Source organism: Mycobacterium sp. D16Q13 (assembly GCF_002013375.1).
In the GTDB taxonomy this organism is placed as follows: Bacteria; Actinomycetota; Actinomycetes; order Mycobacteriales; family Mycobacteriaceae; genus Mycobacterium.
The window spans coordinates 37,858-57,799 of record NZ_MAEW01000012.1; the positions used below are offsets into that span (position 1 = coordinate 37,858).

The window sequence follows — 19,942 nt, forward strand, 5'->3', positions numbered from 1 at the left end:
AGGTCGGCCATGCTCCGAGCGGTCCGTGCTGTAATCAAGCACCGTGCAATCCCATCGCATGCAACCCGCGGAGTTAGCCCAGGCCGCGATGACCGCCGCCCTCATGGGGGCTATCGCCGTGGTCTCCATCGTGCTGCCGGGCGCGGTGGTGTTCGCCTGGTTGGGGGCCGTCCCGATGGGGGTGCTCTGTTACCGGCATCGCATCCGGGTGGCCTTGGCGGCATGTGTCGCCGCCGGCCTCATCAGCTTCCTGATCGCGGGATTCGGCGGGCTGGTTTCGGCGCTGACGTGCGCATACATGGGTGCGATCGCCGGCCAGGTGAGGCGCCGAAACCGCGGCGCGGCAACCATGTTGGCCGTCGCGGCGCTGTGGGGCGTGCTGGTCTCCTGGTTCTGTGTCGGCGTGTTCGCAGCCTTGAGGAATCTTCGCGAGGTCGTTCTGGGTGCGGTGGCCGCCAATGTCGGCGGGTTCGCCACGCTGTTGGATGGCGTGCCGCTGCTCGGCCGCGCCGCGGCGGGATTGGACCATGCCGTGCAGGGTTGGATCGTGCACTGGCCCTGGTTCTTTGGGGTATCGGTATGGCTCATCGTCATCTTCGGAACCTCGTTCGGATGGCGGGTCCTGACTCCTGTCCTACGACGGCTCGAGGAAGTTACCGACCTCGCGTCCGTGGGCACGCTGCCCGCCCCTCACGAGGACGTTCCGCCCGGCCCGCTGCCGACCGTGCTCACCAACGCCGGATATCGATACGCCGGCGCCGACCGGGATGCGCTGGCCCCGGTGACCATGAGCGTCGATATCGGCGAGCACATCGCGGTGACCGGTGCCAATGGCTCCGGCAAGTCCACCCTGATGCGCATCTTGGCGGGGATCACACCCACGACCGGGACCATCGAACGCCCCGCCGGAGTGGGTCTGGGCCAGGTGGGCGGGACAGCGCTGGTCCTGCAACACCCCGAGAGTCAGGTACTGGGGCTACGCATTGGCGACGACATCGTGTGGGGGCTGCCGCATGACCGCGAGATCGACATCGAAAGCCTGCTCGTTGAGGTGGGTCTCGGCGGGATGGGCGATCGGGACACCGCAGGACTCTCAGGCGGAGAGCTCCAGCGGCTCGCGGTCGCCTCGGCATTGGCCCGGGATCCCGCTCTCCTGATCGCCGATGAGGTGACCACCATGGTCGACCACACCGGCAGGCAGACACTCATCAAGGTGCTCGATGGACTCACCGCGCACCATCGTTTGGGGCTGGTACACATCACGCATTACCCACAGGAGGCGAATGCCGCCGATCGGGTGGTGTCACTGGGCAGCAGCGGCAACGCGGACGCGCGTGAGCCTGCGCAGCGCCCATCCCCCATCGAATCTGACAGCGGCGAAACGATTCTCGATGTACAGGGAGTCTCTTTCGATTACGCGGCCGGAACACCATGGTCGCAATCAGTACTCCGGGACATCTCTTTTCAGGTTCGTTCCGGCGACGGGATGCTGCTTTGTGGCGGCAACGGTTCCGGCAAGTCCACCCTGGCCTGGATCATGGCGGGCCTGCTGGATCCCTCAGCGGGTCAATGCCTGCTCGATGGCCGTCCCGCCGCGGAACAGGTTGGTGCGGTGGCGTTGTGCTTCCAGGCCGCCAGACTGCAACTGCTGCGGGGGCATGCCGGTGCGGCGGTGGCCGCGCTGGCCGGGTACTCGGCCTCGGATACCGACAGCATTGCTCGGGCCTTGGCCTCGGTCAGCCTGGATCCGAACATCGGTGGGGTTCTTATCGATCGGCTCAGCGGCGGACAGCTGCGGCGAGTCGCCCTGGCCGGACTGCTGGCCCGCTCGCCACGCCTGCTGATTCTCGACGAGCCATTGGCGGGTCTGGACGTTGACGCGCAGGCCGACCTCATCGATCTCTTGGTGCGCATCCGCAACCAGGGGCAGGCCGTCATCGTGATATCTCATGACACCGACAGCTTGTCCCCGCTGTGTCCCCGCACCATTCGTCTCGAGCAAGGTGAGTTGGTGACCGCCGGATGAGTCAGCGACGTCCGTTGATGCTCATGCGGCCGGTGCCCGGGCCGTCTCCCATCCACGCGCTCTGGGCGGGAACGAAACTCATTGCCGCGTTGGCGATATCGGTGCTACTGACCATCATGCCGTCCTGGACAGCGATTGGGCTTGTCGCCCTGCTTATTCTCGTCACGGCGGCACTCGCCAGGATCTCCCCCAGGTGTGTCCCGTCCGTTCCGCGCTGGGTCGCGTTGCTTGTGGTGGCGGGCAGCTTATTCACCATCGTCAACGGTGGAGCTCCCGAGCTGACGCTCGGACCGGCCACCGTCGGTGTCGGCGGTTTCCTGGATTTCCTGCGCGTCACATCGCTCGGCCTGGTTCTGATCGGTCTCGGCGCGGTCATCTCGTGGACCACCCAAGTAGCCGATATCGCCCCAGCGGTGGCGCTCTTGTGTCGGCCGCTGCGCGTCTTGCGTGTACCTGTCGACGACTGGGCGGTCACCATTTCCCTGGCGTTCCGAATGTTCCCCATGCTGTCCGAGGAGTTCCGCCTGTTAGCGGCCGCACGCAGACTCCAGCCGCCTCAGCCCGAGAAGCCCTCGCGGCGTGCGGAAGTCGTTGATCTCTGCACCGCCGCGATGGTCGTCTCACTCCGTCGGGCCACCGAGATGGGCGACGCCATCACGGCACGGGGCGGTGCGGGGCGGATCTCGGCGCACCCGGCCTATCCGGGATGGCGTGACGCGTTTGCGGCAACAGTGCTTATCGGGGTCTTCGCACTCGCGTTGGCGCTGAGCTGAAGGTGGGCTCGGAGCCCCACCAATGGCACCACCGAATGGATACCCCACCAGCTGGACTCCACCAGCATTAGGCGCGAAGAATCCCGATCGCTCCTAGAGTAAGGATGATCAGACCGAGGACCGCCACAATCGCCGCGACGTCAATCCGTCGCCGCGTCCGCACCCAGGTATGCAGGGACGACACCATCTCGTAAGTCCGTGTCGGCATGGCCGCATAACTCAGCAGCGGCAGCGCGACCATCGAGAAGGCGACCGCGTTGAAGAAGAGCAGCGCCATGGACTGTATGGGCTGTGTGGCACCCGAGGCATGGATGAGCGCGATCACCGCCAGAAAGTCCGCCGACGGCAAGGCAATTCCCAATCCGCTGACCCCTGCCACCCACAGTGAGTTGTTCCGTAGGAAACCACGGACTCGCGCCGTCAGCTTGTCCGCGAAGCCCGACCTCGGTGCACGCGGCGCCGCTGGAGCCCTGCGGATCGAAGCCGTAATGGCCAACACCGCCGCCACCAACAACGCGAGAACACCAAGCCCGACTTGGATATAAGGACCCGAAACGTCTGCGTTCCCCATGGGTGACACCCGCAGGACAAACAGCAGTGTGAGCCCCAGGCTTAACCCCATGACAAAGGCACCGCAGAGAAAGACGAATAGCTGTAACAGCGGTCTCGGCCTGTTCAGCATAACGACCGTCAAGCCCAGTCGGGTGGGCTCAACACTCACTCCCAGTGCCATCAACAAAACGATGGTCCACATGACTACCGCGCGGGCACAACGTCATTCTGCTGGCAGACCCGCGTGAATATGGACTTCACTAGGTCTACGTAGCGGGTGATCGATTCCCGCGCGATGGGGTTTTCCGGGTACGCGATCATCAGCGTCGTCTCTGTCGGGAACCGCGAGATAAAGATCGTCAGCTGGTACACCGACTTGCTCTCCGCGTACAGACCGATGGGATTACTGACCAGCAGCGGGTTGGTGAACAACTGCGAAAGTGGCGGAGCGCCACCGTCGAAGAAGTTGATCATCGGGTGATACGGCCGGGGCCAGTTGAGCTCCGGCACCAGTTCCAGCACCCGGTAGAACGGAACATTCACCAGCTGCCTGCCGCGGTCAAAGGATTCCTGTGCCGCCACGGCGGCAGCACCGAAAGTCCCGTCGACGGGCACCGATATCGGGACGAGCCCCGTAAACCATCCCGTCGTGAACATATCGGCTTCCGCTCGGGCATCACTCGGCGTGATCCCGTAATACGTATCGGTACCGGTCAATTCGCGCTCGGCGAATCCGAGTGCCGCCATCACACCGCCGATGAACCGGGCACCCGCATCCACGCAGATGGACTCGAACGTCAGTGCCTGCTGCTCATCCAACAGCTGTTCGGTGATGATCGAGGTCCCGGAGGGCACCGAGTGATCCCCCAGTGGCAGAGGGAAATCCGGGAGGCTGCCACGGTTGTTCTCGGCGAACCGAACCCAATCGCGCACCGGCTCGGAGTCGGGGGTCAATCCGGAAAGGAATTCGTGCTGGCGGATGCAGTAGTCGTCATAGCTGCCTGCGGGCGGAAGCTCAATGGGCGCGCCGCCCTGGACCAGCGCCTTGTATCCCATCAGGATCTCCATGATCAGCAGACGCGCGAAGGTGGCGTCCAGATGCAGATGGTCAACGCTGAAGTAGAAGGTGAAATGTCCTGAGCTCTGGACGATTCCGAACCGGAAGCAGTCCCACCGGAACGGATCCGGGGTCTCCGAGACCACCAGCTCCCGTACCTCGTCCGATGTCATCTCACCCAGTTTGACCTGAACGAACTCCACGTCTGCCGGATCGGCAATCGTGCGCCGGACAATGTTCTGCTCATCGTCGAGCGAGAACCAGCTCCGGTACGTGTCGTGCCGCCGCAGGTGCGCGTTGATCACGTGCCCCATGGCGCGTTTGTCGCACCGGCCCGGCATATCCAGCGTGAAAACGAGCACCCGTGAGAAGTCGAGTCCCTTGGCTGCCTGCCGCAGGTACGTGCGCAAATGCTGCACCTGCATGAAGCTCGGCGGGATCTCGCTCACCGGCGCTTCAAGAGCCTTCGCGTACGACGCCGGTGAAGGCTGCCAGGTGATCACCGATCCCGCGGACGGCTCCCACTTGTCGGTCAACGACACCGTTACTGGTCCACCACGCATTTCAATCCCCTTATGACGATGCGACTTCGGATTCCTGTTCGGCCAACTTGTCGTACAGGTGCGACGCCAATGAGCGCACTGTCGATACATCGGCCGGACCGATACGGACGCCGGTGTCCGCCTGGATACGGGTACGAATTTCCAGATTGCCTAACGAATCCAGGCCGTAGTCCGGCAGGGATCGGTCCGGGTCGATGGAGCGGCGCAGCACCAAACCAACCTGCTCGGCGACCAACTTCCGTAGCCGGGTCGGCCACTCCTCGCGGGGCAAGGACCTGAGCTCGTCGAGGAACTTGTTTGTCTCCGTTTGCGTTTGACCCGCATCCCGGAATGCTTGCGCAAACGGACTCCGCTCGACGAAGTCGGCCAGCCACGATATGCCGGCCATCGGCGCATAGGCGGTGTAGGCCCGGTTGTGCCGAAGCACCGTGTCGAAGGCATAGGCGCCCTCGTCCGGGAGGATGGCCGCATCCGCGTTCTCCGCCAGGTGGGTGCCCTGCCCGATCTCCGACCAGGCACCCCAGGCGATGACGGTTGCCGGCAGCCCCTGGGCCCGTCGCCAGTGCGTGAATCCGTCCAGCCAGCTGTTGGCCGCCGCGTACGCACCCTGCCCCGGTGAGCCCACCAGCGCCGCGATCGACGAGAAGGAGCAGAACCAGTCCAGCGGCTGATCGGCGGTGGCCTCGTGCAGGTTCCAGGCACCGTGCACCTTCGGCCGCCAGTCGCCGCGGTCGATCAGCTCGTCGGTGATATTGGCGAGCGTGGCATCGTGTACCAGCGCTGCGGCATGAAGCACGCCACGCACGGGCTTTCCGGTTTCCGTAGCGGCAGCAACCAGACGCTGTGCCGTCTCCTGCTCGGCGATATCGCCGAGCACTACGTCGATCTCGACACCGCCCTGCCGGATCTGCTCGATAACCTCCAGCGCGTCCGGCTTCGGGGCGCTGCGTCCGTTGAGTATGACCCGGCCGACTCCAGCAGCCGCCAGCTTCTTCGCCAGGAACAAGCCCAACCCGCCGAGGCCACCGGTGATCACGTACGCACCCTCCCGGCGGAACGCCGGCGCATGCGACGCCGGGATCACCGCGTCGACCTTGCCCGCCTTCGGCAGGTCCAGAACGAGCTTTCCGGTATGTCCCGCAGCACCCATCACACGGATCGACTCGGCGGCGTCCTGCAATGGAGAGGATGAGATCTCCGGCAACGGGAGCACGCCGTCCGCCATCTGCTGATACAGAGCGGTGAGCGTCCGGTAGATCGCTTCCGGCCGCGTCTTCGCCACCAGGACGAGATCGACAGCGTGGAACGACAGGTTTCGGCGGAATGGGAACAGACCCAGCCGGGTGTCACCGTAGATATCGCGCTTGCCGATCTCGATGAAGCGGCCACCGAAGGTCAACAGTTCCACACCTGCCCGCTGCGCGGCACCGGTGAGCGAATTGAGCACGATGTCGACCCCGTAACCGTCGGTATCGCGGCGGATCAGCTCGGCGAAATCCGTGCTGCGGGAATCGTAGACGTGCTTGATTCCCCAGCTGCGCAACAGGTCCCGTCGTTCCGCGCTGCCCGCAGTGGCGTAGATCTCTGCCCCGGCGGCACGCGCGATGGCGATGGCCGCCTGCCCGACACCACCGGTGCCGGAATGGATCAGCACCTTGTCACGTGCGGAGATCCTGGCGAGCTCGTGCAGCCCGTACCACGCGGTGACATGCGCACCCGGGACAGCGGCCGCCTCCCTATCGGGTACCTCCACCGGGAGCGTCGCCGCAAGGTTTGCATCGACCACCACGAAGCTTCTCCAGGCGCCGGTAGGCGTCATACCGCCTACCCGGTCACCGACGTGATGCTGGGTCACTCCGGCCCCAACGGCCGTCACCACACCCGCGAAGTCGACACCGAGCTCCTGCCGGCCTTCAAAACTCGAGTACCGGCCGTAGACATTCAGAACGTCGGCGAAGTTGATGCTGGTGGCCGTGACCGATACCTCGATCTCTCCGGGCCCCGGCGCGACCCGGTCGAACGCGACAAATCCAAGCGACTGCAGATCGCCTGGCGTGCGAACCTCGAACCGCACGCCCTCGTTGTTAGGTGTCGCAACGGTACTGCGCCAATCCTCGGGGCCGAGCGGACCCAGGTTCAAACGCGCCCGGTACCAGTGGTCATCGCGCCATGCCGTCTCGTCCTCCTCCGAGCCCGACACCAGCTCCCCTGCCACATTCTGGGCCGCGGTGTGGCCGTCGACATCGATGTGCGTGACACGCAAGTGGGGATACTCGGCGCCGATGACGCGCACCAAGCCCCGCAATCCGGCCTGCTCCAAGTTGGTCACATCGCCGGGCGCAACCGTCTGTGCGTTGCGCGTCACCACGTACAGCCGCGGTGGTTCGCCTGGGAGGTCCACCAACTCTCGGGTTATCCGCACCAGATGCCGAACCTGATCCGCACCTTGCATGGCGACCCTATCCGCACCGCCATCGGCCCCCGGGGCCGTCACGATGAGCACGCCCTCGAATCCGCCGGCTTCCAGCTGGTCGTACAGAAGCTTCAGGGCCGCAACACGATCGGTATTCGGGCGCCACTGGATCAGCGCAACCTCACTCTCGCGAAGCTTGAGTGAATCGATCAGCTCCGTCGCCCACGGGTCCACGGTCTCACCCGTGCTGACCAGTAGCCACCGACGCGGGGCATTCGGTACCGCCTCAGGCAACCGCTGCTGCTGCCATTCGATCGCCAGCAGCCGGTTGTTGAGCAGCTGATCACGCTGCTCGTCATCGGAAGCTCCGGTACCAAAGCGGAAGCCCCGCACGGCAACCAGGACGGTGCCATGCTCGTCCAGCAGATCGATATCGGCTTCCACTTCGTTCGCACTCACCTTGGTCACCCTGGTGTAGCAGTACTGGGTGGAGCGCGCGGATTCGTATGCGTGCAGACTGCGCACACCCTTGGGAAGCGGTAGCGCATCCTTGCTGGCTTCCTGGACATCCGGGAGCGCGATGACGGATTGGAAGCAGGCGTCCAGAAGGGCGGGGTGAACGATGTAGCTGCTCTGCTGCGCCCGGGCAGAGCGCGGCAGAGTGACTTCCGCCAGCACCGACCTGACGGACTCGTCGCCGCGGTATGCCGCCGCCAGGCCCTGGAAGGCCGGGCCGTACTGAACGCCTCTCTCGTCGAAAGACTCTCGTAGCTCGTCGCCCTCCGCGCGATGAGGGTGCTCGGCGCGCAAGGCGGCCAGGTCATACGCCGCGGGAGTGTCGGACTCGCCGCCACTGCCCAAGACCGCCGTGGCGCGTTTGGCGGTGTTCCCTTCGTCATGGGTTTCCACCACGAACTCGATCACGTCCGGGGACTTCACGGTGCCCGTCGCCGAGATCGGTGTCGACTCCCCCAGCGTCAGCAGTTGCTCAAACGAAACATCCTCTACTACAGCGCCTTCACCGAACACTGCGGCGGACGCCGAGAGCGCCATCTCGCAGTATGCGGCCCCTGGGTACACCGCGACATGACGGACCTGATGGTCGGCGATCCACGGCTGCGCCTCTGTGCCGACGTCGGCCTGCCAGATGTAGCGCTCCGGTTCCTCGGTCAGTCGCACATGCGCGCCGAGTAGAGGGTGCACGGCCACGGTGTGACCGCCCTGCCCCAGCTGCGTCTGCGCGGATAGATCCAGCAGATATGACTGGCGTGTCCAACTGGGCAGCGGCACATCCACCAGTTGCCCGGATGGATACAGCACCGAGAAGTCCACGGCGCCGCCCGCCGTATACAGGTCTCCCACGAAGTCACGGAGCCCATGCGGCAACTCCTGCTCGCGCCGCATAGCGGCCAACGCGACCATCGGGATATCCACGCTGCGTGCGGTCTGTTCCGCCGGATACACCAGCAGCGGATGGGGCGCCAGCTCACCGAAAACGCGATACCCGTCGTCCAGAGCCGCCTGCACCGCTGCGGCGAAGCGCACCGTATGGCGCAGGTTGTCCACCCAGTAGTCGGCGTCCATGACTGGCTTTTCGCGCGGGTCGAATGCGACCGAAGAGTACAGCGGGACAACGGGTGTCCGCGGCGTGAGATCTTCGAGGGCATCGGCGAGGTCATCAAGGATGGGGTCCACCTGCGGTGAATGCGACGCGACGTCGACCGCTACCTCGCGTGCCATCAATCCGCGATCCGACCATTCGGCGATCAACTGGCGGACCGTCTCTGTCGCACCGCCGACCACCGTCGACTGCGGTGACGCGACCACGGCGAGCACCACATCGTGGATTTCGCGATCAGCCAGTTCCGACACGACCTGCTGAGCCGGTAGATCGACGGACGCCATGGCACCGGCGCCGGCGATACGCGACATCAGTTGGGAACGACGGCAGATGACCTTGACACCATCTTCGAGCGACAACGCTTCGGACACGACTGCCGCGGCAACCTCGCCCATCGAATGCCCGATCACCGCGCCCGGGGTAACGCCGTAGGACACCATGGTGGCGGCCAGCGACACCTGCATGGCGAACAATGTCGGCTGGACACGATCTATACCGGTAACTGTCTCCGGCGCCGAGACCGCCTCGGTTACCGAGAACCCGGATTCCGCAGCGATCAGGGGTTCGAGGCGGGCGATAGTCGCCGCGAATACCGGTTCCTTGCTGAGTAATTCAGCACCCATGCCTGCCCATTGCGAGCCCTGACCCGAGAACAACCAGACCGGGCCCCGATCATCCTGCGCCACAGCGGCCGGGTAGGGAGCCTCGCCCTCGGCAACGGTACGCAACGCCGCGATCAGCTCTTCTGCCCCGCTGGCCACCACCGAGGTACGCACCGACCGGTGCGCCCTTCGGCGCGCCAGGGTGTACCCCACATCGCCGAGAGCAAGGTCAGGCCGCTCGGCCACCCAGTCGGCCAAACTGCCTGCAGTTCGTCGCAATTCCTCGGCGGACGTCGACGACACCGGGAAGATCAGCTGCGACCCGAGCGGCGACTCCGTCGCGGGGGCTACGGGCGAGTCCACGGGCGGAGCCTGCTCAATCACCGCGTGCACGTTGGAGCCCGACATCCCGTACGCCGATACCCCGGCCCGCCGCGGGCCCTCAATCTCCCCGGGCCATGGGCTAACCGATTGTGGCACAAAAAGGTTGGTCGTAACACCGGCAAGCTTGTCGGGGATCCCGGTGAAATGCAGGTTAGGCGGAATCACGCCATGCTCCACCGCGAGGACGATCTTCATCAGCCCCAGCGCACCGGCCGCCGACATGGTGTGCCCAAAGTTCGTCTTCACCGACCCCACCGCACAGGGCCCGTCGACTCCATATACCTGCGCCAGGCCCGTGTACTCGATGGGATCACCGACAGGTGTACCGGTGCCGTGCGCCTCGATCAGCCCAACGCTATTGGCGTCCACACCCGCAGCCGCGAGCGCTGTGCGGCATGCGGCCGCCTGCGCATCTGCGGACGGAGTCGACTGATTCACCGTTCGCCCATCCTGATTCGAGGCCGTACCCCGCACGACCGCCAAGATCCGGTCCCCGTCGCGCACCGCATCGTCCAGCCGCTTTAGCAGAATCATGACGCAGCCCTCAGACATCACGAAACCGTCGGCCTCGCCTGTGAATGTGTGGCAACGCCCAGTCGGAGAGAGCATGCGCTGCTGCGAGGCACCGACATACCTGCGCGGCTCCAAGACCAGGTTGACTCCACCGGCCAGCACGAGATCACTTTCGCCTGCCGCCAAGCTCTGGCACCCCATATGCACAGTCGCCAACCCTGCGGCGCACCCGGCATCGACCGTCAACGACGGTCCATGCACACCCAGGGCGTACGAGATACGCCCCGATGCCATGCAGAAGTTCGTTCCCGCGAATCCGTAAGGACCGCCGAGATCTGCCGCGTCCGCGGCCACCAACTGATAGTCGTTGTGGGTCACTCCCACGAACACACCGGTCTGCGAGCCGGCAAGGGTCAGTGGATTAAGACCCGCATGTTCCACTGCTTGCCAAGATGTTTCGAGCAACACGCGATGTTGAGGATCGATCGAGACGGCCTCACGTTCGTTGATGCTGAAGAAGTCCGCGTCGAAGCCGCCGACGTCATCAAGGAAGGCCCCCCACTTGGAGGGCGACTTGCCCGGTACGCCGGATTCGGGGTCGTAGTACTCACTCAGGTCCCAACGCGCGGGAGGCACCTCAGTAATGAAGTCCTCGCCGCGCAGCAGCGCCTGCCAGAACTGTTCGGGTGACTCGATCCCACCCGGAAGCCGGCACCCCATCCCGATAACTGCAACTGGGGTCACAGACGCGTTTTTCATCTTGCTACGTCCTCCTCGCACACGACAATCTGCCTGGTAGTAGAACTGGAGACAACTAGCAGTAGAACCCGACAGACCTAAAGATAAGGTGCGCGAAAGGAATTCGCGACTCGGGAGATCAGGATCACAGTGTCTCGACTTAAGTAGTCGCGCGACATCGCACAATGGCCTCTTTCGAACCCCTACTACATCCCGCATTAACAGCCCATTGATAGCCGGGAAACAAGGAATTCACAATTCAAGCGAGATCTGTAACTATTAGCCATTACTCCGGTCGAGCGTTCTCCCGAGCAGTCGCTCACCGTAGCACTGCTGCCAGTTAAAGCCGTGCTAAATAGGCACTTTCGGGCCCATGTCGCACACCTACACAGATCATTCACAGCAATTTACATGGTTTGCCAGACGTGTATATTCGGCGAATATCTCACCGGGTGGACGCTATGAAATATTTATGCGATTAACTCACCGTGAGCGCAAATTTCCGCCGCCTTACCTCGACCAAGATCCACTGCGGCGCCAGATCAACATCCGTGCATACTTGTCATTAGTTTTGTGACTGGTGAGACGACCAGGCGCCCCAGGATCCCGGGGCCGATCGTCTCGCCGGGCGGCTCAGCCCCTCCCCTGCGGGCGTGCCGCCGCGATTGGGCGAATCGGGGCGTCCCGAGCGGCCGCATAGTTAGCTCGCTGGTGTGGCGCACGGAGTCGAAGTGGGGTACCGTCCCGACCATCATGCGGAACTTCAGTTCCGTGTGGGGCAAAGACGCCCATCTCGACCAGCTGCGGCAGTTCCAACACGTAAGACCGTCAGTGCTGTGCCAATCATATTGAGCGCAAAGGGGTTTGGGATGCTTCGTGTGATACGACGGATCTGGATGCCGCTGCTGATCGCCGCGATACTGGCGGTCGGCGGATTCGCGGTACTCCGGGTCCGCGGGATTTTCGGCTCGGACTCCTTTACCTCTTCTGCCGACAACAACGCCAAGGATGCCGTCCCGTATAACCCAAAAACCCTCGTATACGAGATATTTGGAGAGCCGGGCGCCATGGCCGATGTGAACTACTTCAACGAAGATGCGCAACCGACTCGGGTCGACGCCGTTCAGCTGCCGTGGTCGTTCAAGATCGTGTCGATCTTGCCGTCATTGAGCGGGAACATCGTGGCTCAGGGTGACGGCAACCGCATCGGCTGCCGGATCATCGTCAACGGCGAGGTCAAGGTGGAACGAGTTTCCAACGAGCACAACGCCTACATCTACTGCCTGGTGAAGTCCGCATGAGGCACGGCGGCGGTGATCAGGCCGCGCGTCCTCCACGAATCGCGCGGATGATCCGGACCTTGTCGATCCCGATCATCCTTTTCTGGCTGGGCATTGCCATCATCCTCAATGTCGTCACACCCTCCCTCGATGAAGTGGGCAAGGCACATTCAGTGTCAATGTCCCCCAAGGACGCTCCCTCGATGATCGCGATGATGCACACGGGCAAGGTGTTCGGGGAGTTCGACTCCGACAGCTCAGTGATGATCGTGCTCGAGGGGAAGCAAGAGCTGGCGGACCAGGCGCACCGCTTCTACGACGAGATCATCAAAAAGCTGAAGGCCGATCCGGCCCACGTACAACACATCTCTGACTACTGGGGAGACCCGCTCACCGCCTCCGGCGCTCAGAGCGCCGACGGGAAGTCTGCCTACGTTCAGGTGAACCTGGCCGGAGACCAGGGCACCACCTTGGCCAATGAATCCGTCGATGCCGTTCGCAAGATCATCGCCGAAACCCCCGGCCCCGACGGCGTGCAGGCCTACGTCACCGGAGGCACTGCCGCAAGTGCCGATACGGGAACGGCGGGCAACAAGAGCATGCAGAAGACCACGCTCATCGCGGTAGGCGTCGTCGTCGTGATGCTGCTCTTCGTGTACCGCTCGGTGATAACGATGTTTCTGGCACTGGTGGTCGTTGGGGTGGAACTGATGGCGGGCCAGGGAGTGGTCGCGACATTGGGCAATCTCAACGTGATCGGACTGTCAACCTATGCCGTCAGCATGGTCACGATGCTGGGCATCGCCGCAGGCACCGACTACGTGATCTTCCTGCTGGGCCGATATCACGAAGCGCGCCAGTCCGGAGAAGATCGGGAGGCAGCCTTCTACACCGCGTATTCCGGTGTGTCGCACGTGATCTTGGGATCGGGCCTGACCATCGTGGGTGCGACCCTGTGCCTGAGCTTGACGCGCCTACCGCTCTTCCGGTCCATGGGCGTCCCCTGTGCGCTAGTCATTTTCGTGATCGTCGCGGCGGCACTCACCCTGGCTCCCGCGGTGCTGGCGTTGGGTAGCCGCTTCGGACTGTTCGAGCCCAAACGGAAGCATGACGAGCGCAGCTGGCGACGTATCGGTGCCGCGGTGGTGCGCTGGCCAGGTCCGATTCTCATTGTCACTATTGGGATTGCACTCGTCGGATTACTCACCCTGCCGGGATACACCCCGGGTTACGACGACCGCCAGTACATGCCGGATAACGTGCCCTCAAAAGTCGGCTATGCCGCCGCCGAACGGCATTTCTCCCCGGCCCGGATGAACCCCGAAATGCTCATGATCGAGGCCGATCACGACATGCGTAATCCGGCGGACATGCTGGTCATCGACAGGATCGCCAAGACGGCGTTCCATGCCCGCGGGGTGGGCCGAGTACAGGCGATCACCCGGCCGCTGGGAACCCCCATCGAACACAGCTCGATACCGTTCCAGATCGGCCTGCAGGGTGCCGGCCAGATCCAGAACATGAAGTACATGAAGGACCGCATGGCGGACATGCTGACCATGGCAGACCAGATGGGAACCTTGATCGGCACCATGGAACGCGTGTACGACATGATGCGCGAACTCACCGACATCATGCACGATATGACCGGCCAGATGAAGGTGATGCAAGGCAAAATGCACGACATGCGCGACCTGATGGCTACTTTCGACGATTTCTTCAGGCCGATTCGCAACTACTTCTATTGGGAGAAGCACTGCGCCGATATCCCGATCTGCTGGGCGAGCCGTACCGTGTTCGATGCTCTCGATGGCGTCGATGCGATGGTGGAAGACATGGACGGCATGCTGGTGAACATGGATAAGGTCGACGTCCTGATGCCGCGGATGCTCGCGGAGTTTCCACCCATGATCGCCATCATGAAGTCCATGCACGGAACGCTGTTGACCATGCACAGCACCATGTCCGGGATCATGAATCAGATGGATGAGAGCACCAAGAACTCCACCCTGATCGGCAAGTACTTTGATCAAGCCAAGAACGACGACTCGTTCTACCTGCCGCCCGAGGTGTTCGAGAACGCCGACTTCAAACGCGGATTGAAGATGTTCCTGTCCCCCGACGGTAAGGCCGTCCGGATGACGGTCTCTCATCAAGGGAACCCGGCCTCCGTGGAGGGCATCGCGACCGTCGGCAATATCAAAGAGGCAGTGGCTGATTCGATCAAGGGCACCCCGCTGGAAAATGCCAAGGTCTACCTGGGCGGAACCGCCGCCGCGAACAAGGACCTGCAGGAAGGAGCGAAGTACGACCTCATCCTGGCGGGCATCGCGTCACTGTGCTTGATCTTCATCATCATGCTGCTCGTCACCGGCAGCGTGGTCGCCGCTCTCGTCATTGTCGGCACGGTGGCGGTGTCGCTCGGCGCATCCATCGGAGTGTCGGTGCTGATTTGGCAGGACCTGTTGGGCATGGACTTGCATTGGTTCGTAGTGCCGTTGTCGGTGATCATCCTCTTGGCCGTGGGCTCGGATTACAACCTGCTGCTCATCGCACGCTTCAAGGAAGAGTTGCACGGTGGGCTCAAGACCGGATTCATCCGGGCCATGGGCGGCAGCGGCAAGGTGGTGACCAACGCCGGCCTCGTGTTCGCATTCACCATGTGCGCCATGGTGGTCAGTGACCTGCGCATCGTGGGGCAACTCGGGACGACGATCGGACTCGGGCTGCTCTTCGACACCCTGATCGTGCGGTCCTTCATGACCCCGGCCATCGCCGCGCTGCTTGGCCGCTGGTTCTGGTGGCCGCTGAACCTTCGTCACTACACCACTGCGCGGACCCCATGACGAAAAATACTGCCATTCAACGACAAAGAACACCCGGGCGGCTGAACAGGTCGTTGGATCTCGCCATCCTGGAGGCGGCGTTCATCGTGCTTGCCGAGCAGGGATACGACGCGATGAGCATGGACGTGATCGCCGCTCGTGCCGGTGTGGGCAAGGCAGCCATCTATCGGCGCTGGTCTTCGAAGGCCGCGCTCACCGCGGATGCGATCCTGCACGGGCGCCCTTCGCTCGGGAAGCTCGACGACGTTCCGGACACCGGGAGCTTGCGCGGTGACTTGCATGCTCTCTACGAGGCAAGGGATTTCGGCGACAACGACATCCTTACCGGCAACCTGCTGGCGGGAATCATCGCCGAGGCCGTCAACGACTCCACACTGGCGGCAGCGCTGGATGACCTGCTCCTGTCACAAACCCGGAAGCGGATGGAAGTCGTGTTCGCCCGCGCCGCCGAGCGCGGCGAGATAGCCCGCGGCCGCGACCTGTCACTGGTGTACGACATACCGCTGGGCCTCAGCCTCACTGCGGCCCTCAAGAGGACTGTCATCGACGAGACGTACATGCGCCGTATGGTCGACGACGTGATTCTTCCGTTGGTTCAGGGGCCCGTCAGACCGAGGTAGGTCTTCGTAATCCCTCTGAAACAGTCATTTCCGCTGGACGGTCAGGGCACTACTCGAGGTAGATCCGCCGGCTGCCGGTGTCGCGTCGGTGAGAGCGAAGGTCGGCCGTCGAGTTCGTGGCCGATGAGGCGAGAGCTGTTGGTGACGACAGCGACCGAAGACGCGTTGTGCAATATGGCCGCGATAACCGGCGAGAGTGCACCCCCGGCGCCCACTACCAGCCCGATAGCGTTGACGGCGATCGACATGGCGTAGTTCTGTCGGATAACAGTCACGGCCCGGCCGCCCAGCCCACGCACGTCGAGCAGCTTACGCAGGTCGTCACTAGACAGGGCCACGTCAGCGGTTTCCACCGCCACATCGGTTCCGTTGAGTCCCATGGCAATTCCGATATCTGCCGCCGCCAGCGCGGGCGCGTCGTTGACGCCGTCACCAACCATCGCGACGACATGCCCGGCGCTGCGCAGTTGACTCACGGTCTGGAGCTTGTCCTCGGGCAGCACCTCGGCCTGCCACTCTTCGATTCCCAATTCCTCTGCCACGGCCCGTGCTGTCTCGGTGTGATCGCCGGTGAGCATGACCACCCGCTTGACACCCGATGACCGCAGTGCCGCCAGCACCTCGGCAGCCTCAGGACGGATCTCGTCGCGCAGACTGATGAGTCCGACGAGAACGCCGTCCACTGCCAGTAGAAGCGGAGTTTCGGCGCGGCGCCGGAGTTTGGCCACCCACTCGTCGGCCTCCGGGGTCACCCGGACGTTCTCCTTGCTCAGCAGTGCCGGGCTGCCCAACAGGAGGGTGCGCCCGTCGGCACGGGTCCGCATCCCCAGGCCAACCAACACCTCACACTCCTCGTGCGGCGGGATGACGATGTGGCGTTCCTCGGTCGAGCGGATGACAGCCTCCCCTAAGGGATGCCGAGCGTGGATCTCGGAGCTCGCCGCGTACGCGAGCACCTGTTCCGGCTCCCAACCTTCTTTGAAGGCAACGATGTTCGTTACCACCGGCCGGCCGATGGTCAACGTTCCGGTCTTGTCGAACACGAATGCGTCGACTCGGCCGGCAAGTTCCAGATGGGAACCGCCCTTGACCAGGATTCCCCTGCGCGCTCCGTTGCCGATGGCCGCACTGATGGCGGTGGGGGTAGACAATCCCACCGCGCACGGGCAAGCCACCAAAAGCATCGTCATCGCGCGCCGCACATCCCTCGTCACCATCAGGGTGCCCAGCGACAGTAGGAACGAGGCCGGAACGAATCGGCGTGAGAAGTTCTCACCGACAGTCTGAATCGGCGCGCGGTCACGCTGCGCCTGCTCAACCCGCGTGATAATCCGGCCGATGATCGTCTGTCCGCCAACGGCCGCGGCACGCACGACGATGCGGCCACGCATGACGACCGAGCCCGCATGCACCTGTCCCCCAGCCACGACACTGACCGGCAGGGTTTCACCTGTGATGGCCGATTGGTCGACGATCGCGTCACCGTCCACTATCTCGCCGTCGACGGGAATGGCCACCTGCTCGTGGACCACCACCTCGTCGCCGATCACCAGCGATGCCGTAGCGACCTGAACCTCGGTGCCATCGCGCAGACGGACCCACGAGGTGTCCTGGCTGCCCGACAACAGATCCGCGATGGCGCGACGAGTACGCCGGAGCGTGAGGTCCTGCAGATACTCGCCGATGTTGAGCAGCCACAACACGGTCAGGGCAACCACGTTCTCCCGCAGCACCAGGCTGGCCACGGTGGCCGCCGACACCAACAGATCCGTGCCTGCCGATCTGCCGCTGCGCAGTGCGGCAAGTGCACCCCGCAAGAACGGATAGCCGCTGAAAATCGTGACTGCCGTTGCCAATACCCGGCCTGTCGGCCCCAGAAGCGGCGGACGCCGCAGCGGATACCGGCGAACTCCGAGCACCACCAGGGCCGCACCGCCCACGGCCATGCGCAGCACGTCGCCGTTGCGCACATCGGACGAATGCGGTTCTCGCATCGACGAATCCGGTAACGGGGCATCGAGGGCGCCGACCAGTGCGGCCAGGATCTCATCGGCCGAACCACTTGCCTTCGAGTACCACACCACCACCGGCGTCAGATACGACAGTGACCATGTGCGGCTCAGTGCTCGTGGTCGTGACCGGCTTCTCCCACCACGGGCGGCGGAGCCTCTTCTCCAATGCGCTCCCGCGCCTCCGCGACGACGTCTCCAATCGCCAACCGGGCGCGTTCGGCGCCTTCCTCGGCCTTACGCACTCCTCGCAGACCCCAGGCGGTGACGACGACACTGGCGTCGCGGACGGGAACCTTGGCCGCGGCCTTGCGTACGACTTCGTAGGCGGCGACTCCCACCGCACCGGTTGCCACCGTTGATGCGGCCTTCACTAACAGTCCGTGCCATACCATCAGCCAATCACCCTTCCGCTCAATGCATTTGAGTCACGCTTCATCGCGCGCCGCGGCTCTTTAACGAAACCTACTCTCGATCACGGCTCGAGGTGACCGGTTGAGTCATAATGATAACGGTTGTCATTATCGGCCAGTATGGCAGGCCCCCGCCCAACTGGCGCGCCGACGTGGCCACGACATGCGGCGCATGGTCAACGACGTGATTCCCCTGCTTCAGGGGCCGTCATCGTGTCACGGGAACGCAGCTGAGCTACCCGGTTTCCCGTCCCCGAACCCAGCGCTTGCCTTGACGCCGCCGGAGGCTCCGGCACCGTCCACCCCACCGGACATCTGCGGCCCACGCGATCCCGACATCGAAGCCGGCAGCCGGGTCCCACGCGACATGTTCAACGCAGGCAACTGCCCGGGCGCGTCAACCGGGCCGTAGGGAGCAGGATGAGGCGACGGTAGCTCCGCCGATGCAGGTACGGTGAGCACCACGGCAAATCCCATGGATACTATTGCGACACATAATGATCGAATCATGGGGCCGTTCCTTCCCTTGTCCCACGTGGGTCCTCCAACTGCCCGGACGTCATTCCGGCACCAATTCGAGCGGTAAATCCCGCGCCAAGCCCAGCCGTTATCTGGGTGCCGCGCCGCGGTGGAGGCGATAGCCCGAAAGATGGTTGCGATGGTAGGGCTGCTTGATTATTGGGCGCTCCCCCAGGCACTGCTACCGGCACTGCGGGCATCGGCTTTATCGGCAGCGGGTCCGCGGCGGCCACCGGCGCCCCGCACAACGAACATATCAAGACCGTTGCGGCACAGAAGAATTTCATCATCAGATCTTGATCGGGTCGCCATAGATGGCGAATTCAGTGTGGCCGGTCTCGGTGGACACACGCAGCGAGGCAAAGGACCGGACAGTAACGTCCCCTCCGCAGGCGTCCGCCTTCACATGGACGTTGTCCAGATCCAGCGCCCCCGTATTGCCCCGCGACAGAACCATATTTCCCAGCGGCAGGTTCACAATGACGCCCGGTTGCACCACGGTTTGCACAAATCCGCTGACTCCAGCGCTGCCTCCAACTCCCACCGTCTGCAGGGGAAGCACGCCGACGTTCACCGACGGCGCGATGCCTGCGGATCCGCCGATCTGCAATCCCGATGACACATCGGATTGGCAGCCGAGCTGGTAGCCGATGAGGAACAGGCTGTCGGTGATGGGATTGCTGCCACCGGTCGCGGTTGCCGTACCCGAGAGCGTAATGAAGGCCTCGCGTGAGTTCGTGGCCGCCGCCAGGTTGGGCACGGAGTTCACGCGCTCGTTCTCCAACCGGATCTCCAGATGCCATCCGTCTCGAGTGGTCCTCGAATATTGCTGCGGCGCCATATCTTTTGGCTCTGCGATGGCCGTGGCGGTATCTGTGAGCCCGCACGCGGCCATGAAGAAGCCCGTGCTGATGAGGCGGGCAATCACGAAATCCGCCATTCCATGCGCAGGTGGGATACCACGGGGAGACGAGAGCGAGACGCCAGCACATGGTGGCGCACGTTCACAAACA

Annotated in this window: 12 protein-coding genes and 1 pseudogene; 5 read left to right on the forward strand and 8 right to left on the reverse strand. The window is 63.6% G+C overall.

Annotated elements, in window-relative coordinates; all coding sequences use genetic code 11:
- The first annotated feature begins 58 nt into the window (after positions 1-58).
- Positions 59-2,026: an ABC transporter ATP-binding protein gene (locus B4400_RS14810; protein ID WP_078311051.1), complete on the forward strand. Its 1,968-nt coding sequence runs from the start codon at positions 59-61 to the stop codon at positions 2,024-2,026.
- A complete protein-coding gene (locus B4400_RS14815; protein ID WP_078311052.1) occupies positions 2,023-2,799 on the forward strand; it encodes an energy-coupling factor transporter transmembrane component T family protein in 777 nt (258 codons plus the stop codon). The genes B4400_RS14810 and B4400_RS14815 overlap by 4 nt, the downstream gene beginning before the upstream one ends.
- A 67-nt stretch (positions 2,800-2,866) precedes the next feature.
- Here B4400_RS14815 and B4400_RS14820 read toward each other — a convergent pair whose 3' ends face one another.
- Genes B4400_RS14820 through pks2 form a run of 3 tightly spaced genes read right to left on the reverse strand, consistent with a single transcriptional unit; the run spans position 2,867 to position 11,263 of the window.
- A complete protein-coding gene (locus tag B4400_RS14820) occupies positions 2,867-3,553 on the reverse strand; it encodes a GAP family protein (RefSeq protein ID WP_078311053.1) in 687 nt (228 codons plus the stop codon).
- A 2-nt stretch (positions 3,554-3,555) separates the two neighbouring features.
- Complete coding sequence (locus tag B4400_RS14825; RefSeq protein WP_078311054.1) at positions 3,556-4,971, reverse strand: condensation domain-containing protein; 1,416 nt, start codon at positions 4,969-4,971, stop codon at positions 3,556-3,558.
- 10 nt (positions 4,972-4,981) lie between these two features.
- Positions 4,982-11,263, reverse strand: coding sequence for a sulfolipid-1 biosynthesis phthioceranic/hydroxyphthioceranic acid synthase (gene pks2 / locus B4400_RS14830; protein WP_078311055.1), 6,282 nt, complete (start codon positions 11,261-11,263; stop codon positions 4,982-4,984).
- 848 nt (positions 11,264-12,111) lie between these two features.
- Here pks2 and B4400_RS14835 point away from each other — a divergent pair.
- The 3 genes from B4400_RS14835 to B4400_RS14845 are packed head-to-tail and all read left to right on the forward strand — an operon-like array spanning position 12,112 to position 15,988.
- Positions 12,112-12,543 carry an MmpS family transport accessory protein gene (locus B4400_RS14835; RefSeq protein WP_078311056.1) on the forward strand — a complete coding sequence of 144 codons (432 nt, stop codon included), beginning with the start codon at positions 12,112-12,114 and terminating at the stop codon, positions 12,541-12,543.
- Positions 12,540-15,368, forward strand: coding sequence for an MMPL/RND family transporter (locus B4400_RS14840; protein ID WP_139360263.1), 2,829 nt, complete (start codon positions 12,540-12,542; stop codon positions 15,366-15,368). The genes B4400_RS14835 and B4400_RS14840 overlap by 4 nt, the downstream gene beginning before the upstream one ends.
- The gene (locus tag B4400_RS14845) at positions 15,365-15,988 is read left to right on the forward strand and encodes a TetR/AcrR family transcriptional regulator (RefSeq protein WP_078311057.1); all 624 of its coding nucleotides are present in this window, start codon (positions 15,365-15,367) and stop codon (positions 15,986-15,988) included. Before B4400_RS14840 ends, B4400_RS14845 begins: the two co-directional genes overlap by 4 nt.
- 41 nt (positions 15,989-16,029) lie before the next feature.
- Here the strand turns inward: B4400_RS14845 and B4400_RS14850 are convergent.
- The 5 genes and pseudogenes from B4400_RS14850 to B4400_RS14870 all read right to left on the reverse strand — a co-directional run.
- A pseudogene (locus tag B4400_RS14850) lies at positions 16,030-18,075 on the reverse strand (heavy metal translocating P-type ATPase); the annotation flags it as partial.
- Between the two features lie 32 nt (positions 18,076-18,107).
- The gene (locus B4400_RS14855; protein WP_078287836.1) at positions 18,108-18,392 is read right to left on the reverse strand and encodes a DUF1490 family protein; all 285 of its coding nucleotides are present in this window, start codon (positions 18,390-18,392) and stop codon (positions 18,108-18,110) included.
- Between the two features lie 234 nt (positions 18,393-18,626).
- Positions 18,627-18,920, reverse strand: coding sequence for a hypothetical protein (locus B4400_RS14860; RefSeq protein WP_078311059.1), 294 nt, complete (start codon positions 18,918-18,920; stop codon positions 18,627-18,629).
- Positions 18,917-19,216, reverse strand: a complete 300-nt coding sequence (locus tag B4400_RS24685; protein WP_078311156.1) for a hypothetical protein — start codon at positions 19,214-19,216, stop codon at positions 18,917-18,919. Before B4400_RS24685 ends, B4400_RS14860 begins: the two co-directional genes overlap by 4 nt.
- A gap of 2 nt (positions 19,217-19,218) precedes the next feature.
- The gene (locus B4400_RS14870) at positions 19,219-19,857 is read right to left on the reverse strand and encodes an MspA family porin (RefSeq protein ID WP_078311155.1); all 639 of its coding nucleotides are present in this window, start codon (positions 19,855-19,857) and stop codon (positions 19,219-19,221) included.
- Positions 19,858-19,942 lie beyond the last annotated feature (85 nt).